Raw genomic sequence first — 20,029 nt, forward strand, 5'->3', positions numbered from 1 at the left:
TCGCGCCCCGCCCGCATGGAAACCGTTAGGACGCGCTCCGTCCGCTTTCGCGGGGACTTGCATGGGTTCGGGTCCTTCGGGACCCGCGTCCTCCGCCCTGGAGGACGCACCCGTCCGCGCCTTCCCTGGAGTTCCACCGTGCTCGACGCCGTCTACCTCCTCGGCGCCCTCGCCGTGTTCGCGCTCGTGGGCGTGATCGGCCGGGGGGTCGAGAAGCTGTGATCGTCCTCGACCTCCTGGCCGCCGCGCTCGCGGTGGCCGCGATCGCCTACCTCGTGTGCGCCCTCGTCAGACCGGAGTGGTTCTGATGACGGTGCTCCTCGCGGCCCTGCCCGTCGCCGCCCTCGCCCTGATCCTGGCCCTGCTGTACCGCCCGGTGGGCGACTACACGGCCCGGGTCTTCACCTCGCCCAAGGACCTGCGGATCGAGCGCGGGTTCTACCGCCTGGTCGGCGTGGACCCCCGCTCCGAGCAGTCCTGGCCCGCCTACCTGCGCGCCGTGCTCGCCTTCTCGGCGGTGGGCCTGGTCCTGCTCTACCTGCTCCAGCGCCTCCAGCACGTCCTGCCCCACGCGCTGGGCCTGCCGCCGGTCCCCGAGGGGCTGGCCTTCAACACGGCCGCCTCGTTCGTGACCAACACCAACTGGCAGTCCTACTCGCCGGAGCTGACCCTGGGCTACACCGTCCAGTTCGCCGGGCTCGCCGTCCAGAACTTCGTGTCGGCGAGCACGGGGATCGCCGTCGCCGTCGCCCTCGTCCGGGGCTTCGCCCGCCGCCGCTCGGGCACGATCGGCAACTTCTGGGTGGACCTGACCCGCGGCACGCTGCGTCTCCTGCTCCCCGTCTCCCTGCTGGCCGCACTGGTGCTCGTCGCGGGCGGCGTGGTGCAGAACCTCAACGGCTTCACCGAGGCCACCACCCTCACCGGCGCCACCCAGACCGTCCCCGGCGGCCCGGTGGCCTCCCAGGAGGCCATCAAGATCCTGGGCACCAACGGCGGCGGGTTCTTCAACGCCAACTCGGCGCACCCCTTCGAGAACCCGGCGCCCTGGACCAGCCTGTTCCAGGTCCTGCTCATGGTGATCATCCCGTTCACCCTTCCGCGCGCCTTCGGGCGGATGGTGGACAGCCACCGGCAGGGCTACGCGATCCTCGCCGCCATGGCCGTCCTGTTCACCGTCTCCCTGACCGCGCTCACCCTCCTGGAGGCCCACGGCGCGGGCACGGCGCCCGAGGCGGCCGGGGGCGCCTGGGAGGGCAAGGAGCAGCGGTTCGGCGTGTACGCCTCCACCCTGTTCGGGTCGGCGAGCACGCTGACCTCGACCGGAGCGGTGAACTCGATGTTCGACTCCTACACCGCGCTGGGCGGCATGATGCCCATGGTCAACATGATGCTCGGCGAGGTCGCGCCGGGCGGTGTGGGCTCGGGCCTGTACGGGATGCTCGTGCTGGCCGTCCTGGCGGTGTTCGTCGGCGGCCTGCTGGTCGGGCGCACCCCCGAGTACCTGGGCAAGAAGCTCGGGCCGCGGGAGATCAAGCTCGCCAGCCTGTACATCCTGGTCACCCCGACCCTGGTGCTGGCCGGTACGGCGCTGAGCTTCGCCGTCCCCGCCGTGCGCGCCGACGTCGTGGCCACCTCCCTCCTCAACACCGGACCGCACGGGCTCTCGGAGGTGCTGTACGCGTTCACGTCGGCCTCCAACAACAACGGCTCCGCCTTCGCGGGGCTGACCGCCGACACCCCCTGGTTCAACACCGCCCTGGGCGTGGCCATGCTGTTGGGCCGGTTCGTGCCCGTCGTGTTCGTCCTGGCCCTGGCGGGCTCCCTCGCCGCCCAGGACAGGGTGTCCGCCACACCGGGGACCCTGCCCACCCACCGGCCGCAGTTCGTCGGCCTGCTCGTGGGCGTCACCGTCCTGGTGACCGCCCTGACCTACTTCCCCGTTCTCGCGCTGGGCCCCCTGGCGGAAGGACTGTGAGCACCGTGTCCCTGACAACGCACGCCCCCGACACCGACCGGCCGACCGGCGACGGTCCCGCCCCGAGGAACGCCCGGCGGGCCTTCGGCCCCCGCCAGCTCGCCGCGGCCCTGCCCGGCGCGCTGCGCAAGCTCGACCCCAGGTCGATGCGGCACAACCCCGTCATGTTCGTCGTCGAGGCGGGCGCGGCGCTCACCACCGTCCTGGCGGTCGCCGAGCCCTTCCTCGGCGGTCCCGAGCCCTCCGGCGGCTCCCCGGTCCCGGTCGGGTTCACCGCTGCCATCGCCGTCTGGCTGTGGCTGACGGTCCTGTTCGCGAACGTGGCCGAGTCGGTGGCCGAGGGGCGCGGCAAGGCCCAGGCCGACAGCCTGCGCCGCACGCGCACCAGCACCACGGCCAACCGGGTCCGCGCCTACGACCCCGCGGCCGACCCCTCCGCCGAGCACGCGGTGACGGACCCGGTCGCCTCCTCCGAGCTGGCCCCCGGCGACGTCGTGGTGGTCTCGGCCGGTGGACTCGTCCCCGGTGACGGCGACGTCGTCTGGGGCATCGCCTCGGTGGACGAGTCGGCGATCACCGGCGAGTCGGCCCCCGTGGTCCGCGAGTCCGGCGGCGACCGCAGCGCCGTGACCGGCGGCACCCGGGTGCTCTCGGACCGGATCGTGGTGCGCGTCACCTCCCGGCCGGGGGAGACCTTCGTGGACCGGATGATCTCCCTGGTCGAGGGCGCCTCGCGCCAGCGCACCCCCAACGAGATCGCGCTCAACATCCTGCTGGCGAGCCTGTCGGTCGTCTTCGTGGTCGTCGCGCTCACCCTGAGCCCGATCGCCGCCCACGTGGGCGCGCCGGTGAGCGTGCCCGTCCTGGTCGCCCTCCTGGTGTGCCTCGTCCCCACCACCATCGGCGCCCTGCTCTCGGCCGTGGGCATCGCCGGAATGGACCGGCTCGTGCGCCGCAACGTCCTGGCCGTGTCCGGCCGGGCCGTGGAGGCCGCCGGGGACGTGAGCACCCTGTTGCTCGACAAGACCGGCACCATCACCCACGGCAACCGCAGGGCGAGCGCGTTCCTGCCACTGGAGGGCGTGCCCGAGGCGGACCTGGTCCGCGCCGCCGCCCTGTCCTCCCTGGCCGACCCCACGCCCGAGGGCACCTCCGTCGTGGAGCTGGCCGCCGCGCGGGGGGCCGACGTCGGCCCGGCGGCCCGGGGCGAGGTCGTGCCCTTCACCGCCCGGACGCGGATGAGCGGCCTGGACCTGCCCGACGGCACCCGCATCCGCAAGGGGGCCGCCTCGGCGGTCACCGCGTGGGTCGGTGAGGAGGGCCCGGTCGGCGCCGTGGTGCGCACCGACCTGGAGGCGCTGGTCGTCGACGTCTCGCAGGGCGGGGGCACCCCGCTGGCCGTCGCCGTGCGCGAACCCGGGGGAGGGGCCCGCGTCCTCGGGGTGGTCCACCTCAAGGACGCGGTCAAGGAGGGCATCGCCGAACGGTTCGCCGAACTCGGGGCGATGGGCATCCGCACCGTCATGGTCACCGGCGACAACCCGCTGACGGCCCGGGTGATCGCCGCCGAGGCCGGGGTGGACGACTTCCTCGCCGAGGCCACCCCCGAGGACAAGCTCGCCCTCATCCGCCGCGAGCAGGAGGGCGGCGCCCTCGTCGCGATGACCGGCGACGGCACCAACGACGCCCCGGCCCTGGCCCAAGCGGACGTGGGCGTGGCGATGAACACCGGCACCTCCGCCGCCAAGGAGGCCGGGAACATGGTCGACCTGGACTCGGACCCGACCAAGCTCATCGACGTCGTGCGGATCGGCAAGCAGCTGCTCATGACCCGCGGCGCCCTGACCACCTTCTCCATCGCCAACGACGTCGCCAAGTACTTCGCCGTCATCCCCGCGCTGTTCGCGGGCGCCTTCCCCGGCCTGGCCGCGCTCAACGTGATGGGGCTGGGTTCTCCGGCCTCGGCCGTCATGTCCGCGGTCGTGTTCAACGCGCTCGTCATCGTCGTCCTGATCCCGCTCGCCCTGCGCGGCGTGCGCCACCGGCCGCTGAGCGCGTCCCGCGTCCTGAGCCGCAACCTGCTCCTCTACGGCCTGGGCGGCGTGGTCGCCCCCTTCGCCGGCATCGCACTGATCGACCGCGTCGTCAGCCTCCTCCCCGGATTCTGACGCGCTCCCACGGGAGGCAACACCCACCATGAGCTCCACACGCGCCATCCTGCGCCAGTTCGGCGCCGCCCTCCGTGCGGTGCTGGTCCTGACCCTCGTGCTCGGCCTGGCCTACCCGCTGGCCGCCACGCTCCTGGCCCAGACCCTCATGCCCGCCCGCGCCGACGGCTCGCTGCTGCGCGCGCCGGACGGGACGGTCGTGGGGTCCGCGCTGATCGGCCAGTCCTTCACCGGCTCCGACGGCCGTCCCCTGCCCGAGTGGTTCCAGTCCCGGCCCTCGGCCGCCGGGGACGGCCACGACGCCGGGGCCTCCGGCGGCAGCAACCTGGGCCCGGAGAACCCCGGGCTCGTCGCGGCGGTCGAGGAGCGCCGGGAGGCGGTCGCCGCCTTCGAGGGAGTGGATCCCGACCGCGTCCCAATGGACGCCCTGACCGCGTCCGCCTCGGGTCTGGACCCCCACATCAGCCCCGAGTACGCCCTGCTCCAGGTGCCGCGGGTGGCCGAGGCGCGCGGCCTGCCCGAGGGGGAGCTGCGGGCCCTGGTCGGGCGTAGTATCGAGGGCCGGGACCTGGGATTCCTCGGCGAGGAGAGGGTCAACGTCCTGGAGTTGAACATCGCGCTCGACCGGTGGGGAAGCTGATGAGGCGGGGACGGCTGCGGGTCTTCCTCGGGGCGGCCCCGGGAGTGGGCAAGACCCACACCATGCTGGAGGAGGGCAGGCGCCTGCGCGACGAGGGCCGCGACGTGGTGGTCGCCATCGTGGAGACCCACGGCCGCGAGGCCGTCGCCGCCCTGCTCGACGGGATGGAGACCGTCCCCCGCACGGCGGTCTCCCACCGGGGCGTGGGCCTGACGGAGATGGACCTGGACGCCGTCCTGGCCAGGCGGCCGCAGGTCGCCCTGGTCGACGAGTTCGCCCACACCAACGCCCCCGGCGCGCGCCACGGCAAGCGCTGGGAGGACGTGGCGCGGCTGTGCGCCGCGGGCGTGGACGTCATCACCACCGTCAACATCCAGCACATCGAGTCCCTCAACGACGTGGTCCAGCGCATCACCGGGGCGCCCCAGCGCGAGACCGTCCCGGACCGGGTGCTGCGCGCGGCCGACCAGATCGAGCTGGTCGACCTCGCGCCCCAGGCCCTGCGCGACCGGCTCGCGGCGGGCCGGGTCTACCCTGCCGAGCGCATCGACGCCGCCCTGTCGAACTACTTCCGCCTGGGCAACCTCACCGCGCTGCGCGAACTGGCCCTGCTCTGGCTGGCCGACGAGGTCGACAGCGCGCTGATGGACTACCGGGCCGAACACCGCATCGACAGCACCTGGGAGGCGCGCGAGCGCGTCGTGGTCGCCCTCACCGGCGGCCCCGAGGGGGAGACGCTGCTGCGCCGGGGCGCGCGCATCGCCGCCCGCTCGGGCAGCGGCGAACTCCTGGCCCTGCACGTCAGCGGCCAGGAGGGCCTGCGCGACGCCCGTCCCGAGGCTCTCGCCGCCCAGCGCGTCCTGACCGAGCGGCTGGGGGGCACCTTCCACCAGGTGGTCGGCGACGACATCCCCCGCTCGCTGGTGGAGTTCGCCCGCGCGGTCAACGCCACGCAGCTGGTCATCGGCATCAGCCGCCGCGGCCGCCTCCTCACCGCGCTCACCGGACCCGGGGTCGGCGCGACCGTCATCCGCGAGTCGGGCCCCATCGACGTGCACATGGTCAACCACGCCGCGGCCGCCAGGGGTCCGGCCCTGCCGCGCCTGGGCGGGGCGCTCAGCCTGCGGCGCCGCCTGGCCGGGTTCGCGCTCTCGCTCGTGGCGGGACCGCTCCTGACCTGGATGCTGGCGGCCGAGCGCAGCCCGGAGGCGCTGGTCGCGGACGTGCTGACCTACCAGCTGCTGGTGGTGGTCGTGGCGCTGGTCGGCGGCATCTGGCCCGCGCTCTACACCGCCGTGATGTCGGCCGTGACGCTGGACCTGCTGTTCATCGAACCGGTGCTGCAGATCAGGATCGACCACCCCGTCCACCTGGGCGCCCTGGTCCTGTACGCCCTCAACGCGGTCCTGGTCAGCTACGTCGTCGACCAGGCCGCGCGCCGCACCCGCGCCGCCCAGCGGGCCGGGGCCGAGTTCGAGCTGCTCGCCACCGTCGCGGGCAGCGTCCTGCGCGGCCAGGACGCCCTCAGGGCCCTGGTCGGCCGCACCCGCGAGGCCTTCGCCCTGGACGCGGTGCGGCTGCGCTCGGACGGTGCGGTCCTCAGCTCCGCGGGCGAGGCCCCGCCCGGTGCCGAACCCACGGTCGTGGCCGTGGGCGAGCGCGCCAGCCTCGAACTCCACGGCGCCGAGCTCGGCGCCTCCGAACGGCGGCTCCTGGAGGTGATCGCCACCCAGATCGACGCGGCCCTCGAACACCAGGACCTGCGCGCCACCGCCAGCGAGGTGGGCCCGCTCGCCGAGAACGACCAGGTCAGGAGCGCCCTGCTCTCCGCGGTCAGCCACGACCTGCGCCGTCCGCTGGCCGCCGTGACCACCGCGGTCAGCAGCCTGCGCCTGTCCGGGGTGGACTGGTCGCCCGGCGACCGCGACGAACTGCTCGCCACGGCCGAGGAGAGCCTGGCCACGCTCACCGCCCTGGTCACCGACCTGCTGGACGTCAGCAGACTCCAGGCGGGCGTGCTGGCGGTCTCCGCCCACGACACCGACGTGGACGAGGTGATCCTGCCCGCGCTGGACGAGCTGGGCCTGGGCCCCGCCGACGTGGACCTGGAACTGGACCCCGACCTGCCCGCCGTGCGCGCCGACGCCGGGCTGCTCCAGCGGGCCATCGTCAACCTCCTGGCCAACGCCGTGCGCTTCTCCCCGCCGGGGCGCGGGGCCCGCGTGGCCACCAGCGCCTTCGGCGCCGCCGCCCAGATCCGGGTGATCGACCACGGCCCGGGCGTCTCCCCGGACCGTCTCGACCAGCTCTTCGTCCCCTTCCAGCGGCTGGGCGACACCGACAACACCACGGGCCTGGGCCTGGGGCTGGCGCTGTCCCGGGGGTTCGTGGAGGGGATGGGCGGGCGGCTCACCGCCGAGGACACCCCCGGCGGCGGGCTGACCATGGTCATCTCCCTGCCCCTGGCCGAGCGCCCCGGCCCTGGGGAGGACGCGTGAGGATCCTCGTCGCCGACGACGACCCGCAGATCCTGCGCGCCCTCAGGGTGACCCTGCGCGCCCGCGGCTACGACATCGTGGTCGCCACCAACGGCGCCGACGCCCTCAACGCCGCCGTCGACCAGCGCCCGGACCTGTACGTGATCGACCTGGGCATGCCGCACCTGGACGGGGTGGAGGTCATCGAGGGGCTGCGCGGCTGGACCAGCGCCCCGATCCTCGTCGTCTCCGGGCGCACCGACTCCGTGGACAAGGTCCAGGCGCTCGACGCGGGCGCCGACGACTACGTCACCAAGCCCTTCGCCATCGACGAGTTCCTGGCGCGGGTGCGGGCCCTGACCCGCCGGGGCGCGGGCGGCGACGCCGAACCGCTCGTCAGGCTGGGGGAGCTGACCGTGGACCTGTCGGCCAGGACCGTGACCCGCGAGGGCGGTTCGGGCGCGGAGGGCGTGCGGCTGACCCCCACCGAGTGGCGCATCCTGGAGATCCTCATGCGCCACGCCGGGAAGCTCGTCACACGCCAGAGGCTGCTGGCGGACGTGTGGGGGTCCGAGCACGTCACCGACACCGGTTACCTGCGCCTGTACGTCTCCCAGCTGCGCAAGAAGCTCGAACCCGACCCCAAGGCGCCGCGGTTCCTCATCACCGAGCCCGGCATGGGGTACCGTTTCCAGCCCCCCGGATGACAAGCGCCGCACGCGTGGTTCATCGTTGTGTTGAGCGGCCGTGGACCCGGGGGGACCGGGCACCCGAGCCGAGGAGGCCGTGCCACGGGGCACGCCGCGGAAGAAGGAAGTGAGAACGATGGGTTTCGGGGCACGTGAGATCCTGATCCTCCTGGTCATCGCGCTACTGCTGTTCGGAGCCAAGAAGCTCCCGGACCTGGCGCGCTCCCTGGGCCGCAGCGCCCGCATCCTCAAGGCCGAGACCAAGGGCATGCACGACGACGCCGACGGCGCGCGGCCCGCCGAGCCGGAGCGGGCCGCCGCGCAGCCCCAGCCCCAGCAGCCGGTCGCGCAGCCGACGCTGGAGGGCAGGATCATGACCGCCGAGGAGTACGGCACCGCGCGGCCCCACACCGCCGGGAGCTGAGGCCGCCTCGCGGGCCCTTCCTTCGGGGATGCGCGGGGGCGTGATCCGGGATGACCGAAATCCGGGGCCTTCGGCGGGAGCGGCGGGGCGCCGCACGGGGCCGCCAGAAACCTGGTGGCCGGCTGGTGCGGCGGCGGGGCCGGTGTGGGTAGTGTGACCCATCAGGTACCCCGGCCGGGCCCGCGGTCCGGTTCGGGAAGCCCGTAGCCACACCGCCGTGCGCCGTTCCCGCCCCCGTGGCCGACGGGAGACGAGCGCACCGGGCACGGCGCGCTCCGGCGCACCCCGCGCCCCCGTTCCCGCTAGGACTCCCATGCCCCCACACATCGCCCTCCTGGTCAACCCCAACTCCGGGCGGCGCCGCGCGGCCGTCGTCGCGGTACGCCTCAAGGAGGCGCTGCGCGAGGCGGGAGCCAGAGTGCACGTCTACACCGGCCGCTCGGCCGCCGACAGCCGCCGCATGGCCCGCCTGGCCGCCTCCGACCGCCCCGACGCGCTCGTGGCCGTGGGCGGGGACGGGCTCGTCCACCAGGCCCTGCAGGCGGTGGTGGGCACCGGGGTCCCCCTGGCCGTGGTCCCCACCGGGACCGGCAACGACATCGCCCGCGCCTTCGGCCGCCCGAGAGGGTCGGCCAGGGACGTGGCCGAGGCGGTCCTGCGGGGGCGCACCCGCCCCGCGGACGCCGTGCGCCTGACCCTGGCCGACGGCACGCAGCGCTACTTCCTCAGCGTCCTGGCCTGCGGCTTCGACGCCCGGGTCAATGAGCGCGTCAACGGGTTCCGCCACCGGATCGGCCGCGCGGGGTACGTGGCCGGAATCCTGGCCGAGCTGCGCTCCTTCCACCCCATCGACTACGACATCGAGGTGGACGGGCGCCGCATCGCCGAACCCGGGATGCTCGTCGCGGTCGGCAACACCAGCGCCTACGGCGGCGGCATGCACGTGTGCCCCGACGCCGTCCCCGACGACGGCCTCCTCGACGTGGTCTTCGTCCGCCAGGCCCCGATCGGCCGCTTCCTGAGCGTGTTCCCCCGCGTCTTCAACGGCAGCCACACCGGCCTCGACGAGGTGGTGGTCGAACGCGGGCGCACCGTCACCATCCGCGGCGCGGCGGGCGTCGCCTACGCCGACGGTGAACGCGTCGGGGAACCGCCACTGGTCTGCGAGGTGACCCCCAAAGCGGTCGAGATGTTGGAGCTGACCTCATAGGCTGGAGGCCATATGAGTAGTCACGCTGAGCGGTACGCCGCCTTCCGTCGGCGCCAGGGGTCCTCCAGCGCCGCCATCGAGGCCTTCCAGGGCCTCTACGGGTTCGAGTTCGACCCCTTCCAGATCCGGGCCTGCAAGGCGCTGGAGAACGGCCACGGGGTGCTGGTGGCCGCGCCGACCGGCTCCGGCAAGACCGTGGTCGGCGAGTTCGCCGTACACTTGGCCCTGGGCGAGGGCACCAAGTGCTTCTACACCACGCCCATCAAGGCGCTGTCCAACCAGAAGTACAACGACCTCGTCAAGCGCTACGGCGCCGACCAGGTCGGCCTGCTCACCGGTGACAACAGCGTCAACGGCGAGGCGCCCGTGGTGGTCATGACCACCGAGGTGCTGCGCAACATGCTCTACGAGGGCTCGTCCACCCTCGGCGGACTGGCCTACGTGGTGATGGACGAGGTGCACTACCTCGCCGACCGCTTCCGCGGCGCGGTCTGGGAGGAGGTGATCATCCACCTGCCCGAGTCGGTGCGCATGGTCGCCCTCTCGGCCACCGTCAGCAACGCCGAGGAGTTCGGCGAGTGGCTCCAGCAGGTGCGCGGCGACACCACCGTCATCGTCGACGAGAAGCGGCCCGTGCCGCTGTGGCAGCACGTGATGGTCGGCAACCGCGTCCACGACCTGTTCGTGGACATGGAGGAGGACACCGGCCCCGGGTCCGGGGACGGGGAGGAGCGGGAGGGCTCCACCGGGCGCGCCAAGAAGCGCAGGCGTGAGCGCCGCCGCCAGGGCTGGCAGCCCCGCGAGATCGAGGTCGGCGGGCAGAAGCTGCGGATCAACCCCCGGCTGACCCGGTTCGCCGAGGAGGACTCGCGCATCACCCAGCTCGCCAACCGGCGCCGCCACCCGCAGTCGCGGGCCCGCGGCAACGTGCGGCCGCGCTCGCGGTTCGCGCCGCCCTCACGGCCCACCATCATCGAGGAGCTGGACGACGACGGCCTGCTGCCCGCGATCACCTTCATCTTCAGCCGGGCGGGGTGCGACGACGCCGTCCGCCAGTGCCTGGCGGCCGGGCTGGTGCTCACCACCCCGGAGGAGGCCGACGAGATCCGCGAGTACGCCGAGACGCGGTGCGCCGACATCCCGCCCGCCGACCTGGCCGTGCTCGGCTTCGAGCAGTGGCTGCGCGCCCTGGAGGCGGGCATCTCCTCCCACCACGCCGGGATGCTGCCCACCTTCAAGGAGATCGTCGAGCACCTGTTCTCGCGCGGCCTCATCCGCGCGGTGTTCGCCACCGAGACCCTTGCCCTGGGCATCAACATGCCCGCGCGCACGGTGGTCATCGAAAAACTCGACAAGTGGAACGGCGAGACCCACGCCCAGCTCACCCCCGGCGAGTACACGCAGCTCACCGGACGCGCCGGGCGGCGCGGCATCGACGTGGAGGGCCACGCGGTGGTCGTGTGGCAGGCCGGGACCGACCCCGAGTCGGTGGCCAGCCTCGCGGGCACCCGCACCTACCCCCTCAACTCCAGCTTCCAGCCCTCCTACAACATGGCGGTGAACCTGGTCGGCCAGGTCGGCCGTCAGCGCAGCCGCAACATGCTGGAGGCGTCCTTCGCCCAGTTCCAGGCCGACCGCGCCGTCGTGGGCCTGGTCAAACAGCTGCGCAAGAGCGAGGAGGCCCTGGAGGGCTACGCCCAGGCGGCCGAGTGCCACCTGGGCGACTTCATGGAGTACGCCGCGCTGCGCCGCGCCCTGAGCGACCGCGAGTCCATGCTCTCCAAGAACCGTTCGGCCCGGCGCCGCGACGAGGCCCTGGAGAGCCTGGAGAAGCTGCGCACCGGCGACATCATCCGCATCCCCTCGGGCCGCTACTCCGGACACGCGGTCGTGCTGGACCCGGGGCTGCGCCACGACCTGCCCGCGCCCCTGGTGCTCACCGTGGACAAGCAGGTCAAGCGGGTCAACGCCAGCGACTTCACCGTGCCGGTGCACCCCTCCGGGCGCATCCGCGTGCCCAAGTCGTTCTCGGCCAAGTCGCCGCGCTCGCGCCAGGACCTGGCCTCCACGCTGCGCAACAAGCTCAAGGAGCGCGGCACCGACCCCGTCTACGAGCGGGGCTCGCGCGACGCGGGGGAGGACTCCGAGGTGCTGCGCCTGCGCGGGGAGATGCGCCAGCACCCCTGCCACGGGTGCGCCGACCGCGAGGACCACGCCCGCTGGGCCGAACGCTACTTCCGCCTGCGCCGGGAGACCGACGGCCTGCGCCGCCGGGTGGAGGGGCGCTCGCACGTCATCTCCCGCACCTTCGACCGCGTGTGCGGGGTGCTGGACGACCTGGGGTACCTGGAGGAGGACAGCGTCTCCGACGACGGGTCGCGGCTGGCCAAGGTCTACTCCGAACTGGACCTGCTCGTGGCCGAGTGCCTGCGCCGCGGCCTGTGGAAGGGGCTGACCCCGGTCGAGCTGGCCGCCTGCGCCGCCTCGCTGGTCTACGAGGCGCGCCGGGGCGACGACGCCTACCCGCGTCTGCCCGGCGGGCGGGTGGACGAGACGCTCGCGGAGATGGTGCGCCTGTGGGGCGAGCTGTCCGAGGTCGAGTCCCGGCACCGGGTGTCGTTCCTGCGCCAGCCCGACCTGGGCTTCGTGTGGACGGCGCACCGGTGGGCGGGCGGCGACCGGCTGGACGCCATCCTGCGCCAGGCGGACATGCCCGCCGGTGACTTCGTGCGCACCGCCAAGATGCTGGTGGACATGCTCGGCCAGATCGCCGGGGCCAGCGGCGACGCCGAGGTGCGCACCACCGCGCGCAAGGCCGGTGACCTGGTGCGGCGCGGGGTGGTGGCCTACTCCTCGCTCACCTGACGCGCCGACCGGACCGTCGCCGGTGTGACCGGGGGTTCCGGCCTGCGGCGGCCTGGCCCCCGGCGGCGCGACGGGCCGTCGGCGGCGCCCCCGGGAGCAGGGTCGTCCCGGCGGCCCCGTCCGGTCGCCGCTCCGGGCACGTCCGGGTCCGCTCCTCCCGAGCCCGAGCCCGAGCCCGAGTACGGGCCCGGGAGGGCCGTCAACGCGGGTCCGGCGGGGGGATCTCCCCGGACCCGCGCACGACGAGCGCGGTGGGCACCCGCTCCTCGCGGGGCGGGCCGTCGTCGCCCGCGATGCGCGCGAAGAGCCGCCGCACCGCCAGGGCGCCGATGCCCATCACGTCCTGGGCGATCACGGTCACCCGGGGCGTGAGCAGGTCGGCCATGGGGAAGTCGTCGAAGCCCACCACCGCGACGCGCTCGTGCAGGCCGCGTTCCTGGAGGGCCTGGATGGCGCCGATGGTCACCAGGTTCTGGGCGGTGAACAGGGCCGTGGGCGGGTGCGCGGAGTCCAGCAGCGCAACGGTCGCCCGCGCCGCCGCGGCGGAGCCGCCCAGGCCGCACACCACGCGCCCGGGGCGCTCGGGCAGGCCCCGCTCGTCCAGGGCGGTCCGGTAGCCGGCCAGGCGCTCGCCCGCCGTGCTGATCCCGCGATCGTGGCCCAGGAAGGCGATCTCGGTGTGCCCGTGGTCGGCCAGGTGCAGCACCGCCTCGCGGGCCCCCTCGGCGTTGGCGGCCATGACCGCGTCGGCGTCCAGGCCGCGCGGCGGGCGGTCGGCGAACACCACCGGGGTGCCGGTGCGGATCTCGCGGTGCAGGTAGGCGTGGTCGGGCGCGGCCGGGACCAGCAGGATGCCGTCCACCCGGTGCAGGGTGGCCGCCCGCACCAGCTCCAGTTCGCGCCGGGGGTCCTCGTCCAGGCTCCCGGACAGGACCAGGGTGCCGTGCTCGCGGGCCACGTTCTCCACCGCCCGGCTCAGCGTGGCGGAGAAGGGGTTGGCCACGTTCTCCAGCAGCAGGGCGATCTGGCGGGTGGCGCCGTCGGTGCGGCGCAGGCTGGAGGCGGCCAGGTTCGGCCGGAAGTCCAGCTGGGCGACGGCCCGCATGACGCGGTCGCGCAGCTCCTCGGAGACGGTGGAGACGTCGTTGACCACGCGCGAGACCGTCTTGACGCTCACCCCGGACAGGGCCGCGACGTCGCGCATGGTGGCCCGGCGCACCGGGTCCGCCGTGGGCCGACCGCCGTTGTGGTCCACCGCTACCAACCCCCTCGTCCCGACACCGGCCGCGGCCCCCCGGCACGGGGGCGGGGCGCCGCGCGCGGTGCCCCGCCCGGGGGCTCAGGGAGGTCCGGGCACGCGCGGTCCCATTGTGCCCCAGCGACCCCGGCCGGTGAGCGGGAACGCCGCAGACGCCTCCCCGTCGGCGCAGGGGAATCGGGGGCGCGTGGACGGAGGAAGGCGTCCGGGTGGCGCACGCCACACGCGGAACACCCCGGTGGCGTGCGATGTTGGACGCGATGGCGGACCCCGGTGGCCGGAGCGGCACCCGGAGGGGGTCATCATGGAGAGACACGGGACCCCTGGGCCTGTAGTTCGCAAGACACCTGAAACGAGGCTTGAGCAGTGCTGCGCACCCTCATCAACGGCAAGATCCACCGCGCCACGGTCACGCAGGCCGACCTGCACTACGTCGGGTCGGTCACGATCGACGCCGACCTGATGGACGCCGCCGACATCGTCGACGGCGAGCAGGTCCACATCGTCGACATCGACAACGGCGCCCGGCTGGTCACCTACGCGATCACCGGCGAACGCGGTACCGGCGTCATCGGCATCAACGGCGCCGCCGCCCGGCTGGTCAGCCCGGGCGACCTGGTCATCATCATCTCCTACGCCCAGCTCACCGAGGCTGAGCGGGCCGAGCACGTCCAGCACATCGTGCACGTGGACCGCGACAACAGGATCATCTCCCTGGGCGAGGACCCGGCCGAGCCGGTGCCGGGCAGCGCGCTGGTCTCCGGGCGCTGAACCCGGGCCGACCGAACCCGGTCCTCCCCAGCCGGAGCGCCGGACCCGGCCCCGCCCGCCGGACTCCCCACGGTGCCCGCGCCGACGCCCCCCGCGTCGGCGCGGGCACCGTCTCCGTATGGGGGTGTCCTCGCAGGCGGGACGCGCCTTCGGAGCGGGGGTGCGGCGCCCGCGCGGCTCCCGGACCCGCTTTCGTGCGGCCGAAACCTCCGAAGCGGGAGACCGAATCCCGTGTTCGGCAAGGGTCGCAGGTCACTGGTGCCGTGGCCGGTTCCGGCCTGATCACCCCTGCCCGTGCCGGGTATGTCCTCCATCGGCATGGACAGGACTGGGGAGCAGGAACAGCGCCGGATCGCCGAACACATCGAGTGGCAGAAGCAGGGTGCGTGGGTGGTCCTGTGGGGTCCCTACACCCGCTGTTTCTGGGCGTTCGCCTGCTGGCCGGTGATCCCCGCGGGCGGTGTCGTCATCAGCGCGCGCGACCCGCACACCCTGTACTCGGAGATGCGCTACGTCGAGCGCGAGCACGACTACCTGCGGTGGCGCTACGGACGTCACTGAGCGGCGTCCGTCAGGGGCGGTGTTTACGACATGGCGGACATAACACGCTTCTGGCTAGGATTCCTCCGTTGGTAGGACCAAACAGAGGACGCACGCGTGTCGACACACACCGCTCAGCCAGGGGACGCCCTCACCGAGTCCGAACGGGCCCGGCTCCAGCGGCGCACCGTCCTGGTCCTCATGCTCGCCCAGGTGGTCGGGGGCGTGGGCATGGGCGCGATGATCGCGGTGGGCGCGCTCATCGCCCTCGAACTCACCGGCTCCGACACCTGGTCCGGCATGGCCACCACCATGATCACCCTGGGCGCCGCGGTGTTCGCCCTGCCCCTGGCCTCGCTGGCAGCCCGGCGCGGCCGCCGACCCGGCCTCGCGCTGGGCTGGATGCTCGGCGCGCTCGGCGGCACCGTCGTCATCGCCGCCACGGTGCTGGAGGCGTTCGCGCTCTTCCTCGTCGGCATGGTCCTGGTCGGCGCCGGGACCGCCACCAACCTCCAGGCGCGCCACGCCGCCGCCGACCTGGCCTCCGAGCGCAGCCGCGGCCGGGACCTGTCGATCGTGGTCTGGGCGACCACCGTCGGTTCGGTGGCGGGCCCCAACCTCACCGGCCCCGGCGCGCGCGTGGCCGACCTGTTCGGCCTGCCCGCCCTGCTGGGCCCGGTGCTGTTCACCACCACCGGGTTCGTCCTGGGCGGACTGCTGATCCTCGCCCTGCTGCGCCCGGACCCGCTCCGCGCAGCCACCGCGGACCGCCCCTCCGGCGGCGCGGCCCCCTCCGGAGCCCGGCTGTCCGTGGCCGGGGCGCTGCGGGTGGTCGCGGCCGGCCCGGGGGCGCTGCTCGCGGTGGTCGGCATCGTGGCCAGCCACACCGTGATGGTCGCGGTCATGACCATGACGCCGGTGCACATGTCGCACCACGGAGCGGCGCTGACCGTGATCGGCCTGACCATCTCCCTGCACATCGCCGGCATGTACGCCCTGTCGCCGGTGGTGGGGTGGCTCACCGACCGGTTCGGGCGGGTGCCCGTCCTGCTGGCCGGTCAGGGGATCCTGATCGCCGCCGCGGTGGTGGCGGGCACGGCCGGGCACGATGAGGCCAGGGTGACGGTCGGTCTGGTGCTGCTGGGGCTGGGGTGGTCGTTCGGGCTGGTGTCCGGGACGGCGCTGCTGGCGGAGTCCCTGGCGGCGGACGTGCGCCCCCGCGTGCAGGGTGTGAGCGACCTGGTGATGAACCTGGGCGGCGCGGCGGCGGGCGCCCTGTCGGGTGTGGTGCTGGCCCAGGCGGGCTTCGGCGGCCTCAACCTGTTCGCGGCCGTGTTCACCGTGCCGGTGTTCGTGCTCGCCGTGCGCGCCCGGCTGGCCCGGGCGGACCGGCGGGAGCGGACCGGGGAAGCGCGCTGACCGCCGGTCGGCCTGTCGCCGCCGAGCGCGGTGACCGGGCTCCGCGGCCCCTGTCGTGCGCCCTTTGCCCGGGCCTTACCGAAAACGCCCCGTGACCTCCACGCGCGGGCCCGCCCCCGCGGTTACCGTGCAGGCGTGAGGCGCCCGACGGCGGTGAATCGGCGGGCGGACCGCGCTGACATGAGGGGTGTTCTCAGTGTCCGATCGGGAGTCCGAGGGTGTGCCGCCGGAGCAGTCGGGACAGCGCCCGGACCCGGTGAACCACCGTCCGCCGGAGGAGTGGCGTCCCGGCGACGCCGGTGACCCGATCGAGGGCGGGCCGCAGCCGCCGGGGGAGCCGCCGCACCGCTTCCCCCGCAGGGAGACGCCGTCCGGAGAGGACCGGCCCGCGGGAGGCGGAGAAGGAGGGTCCCCGCGCGGCCCCCAGGACGCGCCGCCTCCTGGCGGAGCCGACGGAGGCCCCCGGGAGCCGCTCGCGCCGCCCGGGGAGGGACAGCCCCCGCGCGGCCGCCACGAGAGCCCTCCCCCGACGGGGGCCCACGCCTACGGGGAACCCCCGGCCGGGCGCGCCCCCGGAGACGTCCCCCCGGGCGGGCACCCGACGGGCGCGCCGCCCGAACCGGTGACCGGCGAGCTCTCCGAGGGACCCAACGGTCCCGGCCAGGCAGGATACGAACACGCGGGCTACGCCCCCGGATACGGGGAGTCGGACGGGCCCGCGCCCGGCGCGGGCGGTCAGCCCCCCGGCGGGCCCCCGGGCGACTTCAGCTCCGGTCAGGGGCCGGGCTACGCCGCGGCGGGCGGCTACCCCTCGGGTCAGGGGCCGGGGTACGCGCCGGGGCGGGCCGGCGGTTACGGACAGGCCTACGGTTACGGGCCGGAGCCCGGCGCGGGCCAGGGCTACCCGCCCCAGGGCGGCTACGGGCCGCCGGAGAGCAGCCCCACCCCGTGGGGGAAGATCCTCGGCATCGGCTGCGGCGTCCTGCTGCTGCTGATGTTCGTCATCGCCGGGTGCACGACCGTCGCCCTGTTCGCGGCGGCCCACAGGCAGCCCCCGGCACAGGAGACCGAGTCCCGGCAGGAGGGCGGCGAGGCGGCCGGGCCCCGGGTCGAGCTCACCGCCTCACCCGCCGACTTCGACCCCGGGCCGCTTTATACCGAAGGGGATTACACCAGCATCGACGTGTCGGTGACGAACACCGGCCAAGAGGACATCGAGGTCAACCCGCTCTACTTCCGGGTCGTGGACGCCCGGGGCGACCAGCACAGCACCTCCGAGGCCGTCGGCATGGACGCCGACGAGATCGGTGCGCGCACGCTCGCCCCCGGGCAGAGCGTCTCGGGGGTCATCACGGTGGAGGGCGACGTTGACCCCGAGACGGTGGTCTTCTCCCCGTTCTTCGGCGAACCGGTGGAGGTGCCGGTCAGCTGACCGGCGGCGCCGGGGGAGGGCTCAGGGGGCCAGCGCCGGGTCGCGCAGCCACTCCGACAGGTCCTGCTGGCGCTCGCCGTCGCACTTGAGCGGGCACGTGGTGCAGTAGCCGTGCTCCGGGTCGCCCTTGTAGTCGAAGCAGCAGGTGCCCCGCACCGCCCAGGTCCCGCGGGGGTGGTCGGGGGCGAACGGGAACAGGCGCGGGCGCCTGCGGGTCACCGCGCCCGCCGCGACCACCGCGTCGCCCAGGCGGGTGGCCAGCTCCCAGGCCTGTCGGGGGTCGCGGCCCAGGTAGCGGGCCGGGTTGAGCATGTAGAAGTGCAGGGTGTCGAGCACCCAGCCCCACAGCGTGCGCTTGCCCGAGCGCGTGTGCCCGTGCAGGGCGTCGATGATCGGCTCGAACGTGGCGAACAGGGCCTCGGCGGCCATCCGCAGCTGGGCGTCCTCGTCCTCGGCGACCACGGTGTCGGGGTGGCCGACGGCGGGGTCGTCCGGCAGGACCGCGGTCCGCGTGCCGACCGAGGCGGGCGTGCCGAAGCGCGCCAGCCCGGAGTCCCAGGGCAGGTAGAGGGTGTCCGGGCTCAGCAGCGGGGCGCGACCGGTCAGGTACAGCGAGGCCGAGACCAGGAAGATGGGCTCGCGCAGGGTCACCCGCAGGAAGTTCGTGGCGGCGGGGAGGCGGTGGCCGGGGCCGTGCTCGCTGCGGAGGCGGTCGTACAGGACCGGCAGCCAGCCGTCCTCGGCCATGGCGCCCGCCTGGTGCCAGTGCACGCGGCCGCGGGGAACGGCGGAGAGCTCCTCGAAGGAGAGCAGGTCGGGCAGGGGCGCGAACTTCAGCGGCGCGCAGGCGTCGCGGAACGCGTCGAGCGGGTCTGGTGTCACCGCTGAACCTGCCCTTCGTCGCACGATGTCGTCATGTCCGGGGGTCGTGTGAGTGCAGTGACCTTCGGGGGACGAGTACATCTGCGCCTCTTAAGTGAGGCTACCCTAACGAGCACGTGTGCCGCAATGATCATCGGATTATCCCCTAACCGAAACGCGGGCAAAAGATGCAGGTCCGGACGGTTTTCTCCGGATACGGGTCAGGGGTGGCGTAGGTCACCGGTGCCGTTTTCGCTGGCTCTGCGGTGTGACGCGGGTGTCTGAAGGGACAGCAGAGACAGACTCACGCGTCCCTCCAGCCCCACGCGGGGACGGTGCCGAACGCGGACGCCCGGGGCCGCGCACACCGCCCGGACGCGGCCGAGCGGGGCACGGGCCTGGGCCGGACGCGGTCGAGCCGGTCGCGGGCCTGGACCGGTCGCAGACGCCGCGGGCCCGGGGATGCGCCGGGGCCCGCCGGAGGCGCCGTCCGAGGCGGGTACACGGAAGGGACCCTTTCCGCGGTCGGGCCGCGGGGAAGGGCCCCTGCGGAGGGTTCAGGCCGCGGCGCGCGGGCGCCGCCCGCGCGGGCGGCGGTACTTGAGCCACCACTCCACCAGCAGCAGCGGCACGATCCAGGACAGGAAGGCGTTGGCCGGGGCGATGGCCAGCCCCAGCGCATCGGCGTCGCCGCCGTAATCGCTCTCCAGCCGGGGCAGATGCGCCATGACCAGCACGACGGTGAGCACCCGGCTGAACGCGATGCCGTAGATGAGGGCGAAGCTGCGCAGCATCCACTCGCGGTGCTGGGCGAAGCGGCGCCGACGCGCCATCCGGTACCCGATGACGGTGAAGGACAGCCACAGGAGGGCCCAGATGACGTTGCTGATCTGGACGCTGGTGCCGAAGTGGCTGAGCGGGGCGATGAGCAGCCCGGGGACGCCCACGAGCGGGATTCCGGCCAGGACGTAGACGCGGCCGCTCCAGCGGTGCACGGCCGGGTGGCGGGCGCGCAGCCACGGCCACACCTGGAGGATCACCAGCAGCGTCAGCAGGGAGCCGCCGAAGACGTGGGTGACCAGTACCGGGTAGTACCAGGCGACGTCCCCGGGGAGGCCCACGCGCGCCTGGGCGGGGTCCAGGCCGAGGTAGGGCGGTAGGGCGTAGACCAGGAAGGTCGCGCTGAACAGGGCCAGGGGCAGGATCCAGGGGCGCTGCCACCAGCGGGGGCCGGGGCGCTGGGCGGTCCGCTCCGGAGGGGCGGCGGTCGCGGTCATGTCGTTCGTTCCTCTGCGGG

The 20,029-nt window shown here is 74.0% G+C and carries 16 protein-coding genes; 13 read left to right on the forward strand and 3 right to left on the reverse strand.

All coding sequences use genetic code 11. The features are described from left to right. Positions 1–218: 218 nt before the first annotated feature. From UIS43_RS01245 to UIS43_RS01285, 9 genes are all read left to right on the forward strand, one after another. Positions 219–308: a potassium-transporting ATPase subunit F gene (locus UIS43_RS01245; protein WP_017564843.1), complete on the forward strand. Its 90-nt coding sequence runs from the start codon at positions 219–221 to the stop codon at positions 306–308. Beyond that, positions 308–1,978 carry a potassium-transporting ATPase subunit KdpA gene (kdpA, locus tag UIS43_RS01250; RefSeq protein WP_370012203.1) on the forward strand — a complete coding sequence of 557 codons (1,671 nt, stop codon included), beginning with the start codon at positions 308–310 and terminating at the stop codon, positions 1,976–1,978. Before UIS43_RS01245 ends, kdpA begins: the two co-directional genes overlap by 1 nt. Then, positions 1,975–4,146 (forward strand): potassium-transporting ATPase subunit KdpB, encoded by a 2,172-nt coding sequence (kdpB, locus tag UIS43_RS01255; RefSeq protein ID WP_013152548.1) that lies wholly within the window; start codon positions 1,975–1,977, stop codon positions 4,144–4,146. The genes kdpA and kdpB overlap by 4 nt, the downstream gene beginning before the upstream one ends. A gap of 28 nt (positions 4,147–4,174) precedes the next feature. After that, entirely contained in the window at positions 4,175–4,786 is a 612-nt protein-coding gene (gene kdpC, locus UIS43_RS01260; RefSeq protein WP_358455345.1) for a potassium-transporting ATPase subunit KdpC, read from the forward strand. Further along, positions 4,786–7,284: an ATP-binding protein gene (locus UIS43_RS01265; protein WP_013152550.1), complete on the forward strand. Its 2,499-nt coding sequence runs from the start codon at positions 4,786–4,788 to the stop codon at positions 7,282–7,284. The genes kdpC and UIS43_RS01265 overlap by 1 nt, the downstream gene beginning before the upstream one ends. Further along, complete coding sequence (locus tag UIS43_RS01270; protein ID WP_117197904.1) at positions 7,281–7,970, forward strand: response regulator; 690 nt, start codon at positions 7,281–7,283, stop codon at positions 7,968–7,970. The genes UIS43_RS01265 and UIS43_RS01270 overlap by 4 nt, the downstream gene beginning before the upstream one ends. Positions 7,971–8,088: 118 nt before the next feature. Then, entirely contained in the window at positions 8,089–8,376 is a 288-nt protein-coding gene (gene tatA, locus UIS43_RS01275; RefSeq protein ID WP_071621852.1) for a Sec-independent protein translocase subunit TatA, read from the forward strand. Positions 8,377–8,689: 313 nt separating this feature from the next. After that, complete coding sequence (locus tag UIS43_RS01280) at positions 8,690–9,586, forward strand: diacylglycerol kinase family protein (protein ID WP_013152553.1); 897 nt, start codon at positions 8,690–8,692, stop codon at positions 9,584–9,586. Positions 9,587–9,598: 12 nt separating this feature from the next. Beyond that, complete coding sequence (locus UIS43_RS01285) at positions 9,599–12,451, forward strand: RNA helicase (RefSeq protein ID WP_013152554.1); 2,853 nt, start codon at positions 9,599–9,601, stop codon at positions 12,449–12,451. A gap of 199 nt (positions 12,452–12,650) precedes the next feature. On the opposite strand, the gene UIS43_RS01290 is transcribed toward UIS43_RS01285, so the two are convergent. Beyond that, the gene (locus UIS43_RS01290) at positions 12,651–13,655 is read right to left on the reverse strand and encodes a LacI family DNA-binding transcriptional regulator (RefSeq protein WP_071623176.1); all 1,005 of its coding nucleotides are present in this window, start codon (positions 13,653–13,655) and stop codon (positions 12,651–12,653) included. Positions 13,656–14,075: 420 nt separating this feature from the next. On the opposite strand from UIS43_RS01290, the gene panD reads away from it, so the two are divergent. The 4 genes from panD to UIS43_RS01310 all read left to right on the forward strand — a co-directional run bounded on the left by panD (position 14,076) and on the right by UIS43_RS01310 (position 17,871). Continuing rightward, positions 14,076–14,480, forward strand: a complete 405-nt coding sequence (panD, locus tag UIS43_RS01295; protein ID WP_013152555.1) for an aspartate 1-decarboxylase — start codon at positions 14,076–14,078, stop codon at positions 14,478–14,480. Positions 14,481–14,783: 303 nt separating this feature from the next. After that, positions 14,784–15,041, forward strand: a complete 258-nt coding sequence (locus tag UIS43_RS01300) for a hypothetical protein (RefSeq protein WP_013152556.1) — start codon at positions 14,784–14,786, stop codon at positions 15,039–15,041. 96 nt (positions 15,042–15,137) lie between these two features. After that, positions 15,138–16,439 (forward strand): MFS transporter, encoded by a 1,302-nt coding sequence (locus UIS43_RS01305; RefSeq protein ID WP_013152557.1) that lies wholly within the window; start codon positions 15,138–15,140, stop codon positions 16,437–16,439. Positions 16,440–16,635: 196 nt separating this feature from the next. Next, on the forward strand, positions 16,636–17,871 hold the full coding sequence (locus UIS43_RS01310) for a DUF4352 domain-containing protein (protein ID WP_370012204.1): 1,236 nt from the start codon (positions 16,636–16,638) through the stop codon (positions 17,869–17,871). 21 nt (positions 17,872–17,892) lie between these two features. Here the strand turns inward: UIS43_RS01310 and UIS43_RS01315 are convergent, their stop codons facing one another. Both UIS43_RS01315 and UIS43_RS01320 read right to left on the reverse strand, forming a co-directional pair. Then, positions 17,893–18,753, reverse strand: a complete 861-nt coding sequence (locus UIS43_RS01315) for a (2Fe-2S)-binding protein (RefSeq protein ID WP_013152559.1) — start codon at positions 18,751–18,753, stop codon at positions 17,893–17,895. A 536-nt stretch (positions 18,754–19,289) separates the two neighbouring features. Beyond that, positions 19,290–20,009 (reverse strand): DUF2306 domain-containing protein, encoded by a 720-nt coding sequence (locus UIS43_RS01320; RefSeq protein WP_370012205.1) that lies wholly within the window; start codon positions 20,007–20,009, stop codon positions 19,290–19,292. Positions 20,010–20,029: the final 20 nt, after the last annotated feature.

Origin of the sequence: Nocardiopsis sp. LDBS0036, from assembly GCF_041228755.1 — a bacterium.
GTDB classification, from domain to species: domain Bacteria; phylum Actinomycetota; class Actinomycetes; order Streptosporangiales; family Streptosporangiaceae; genus Nocardiopsis; species Nocardiopsis dassonvillei.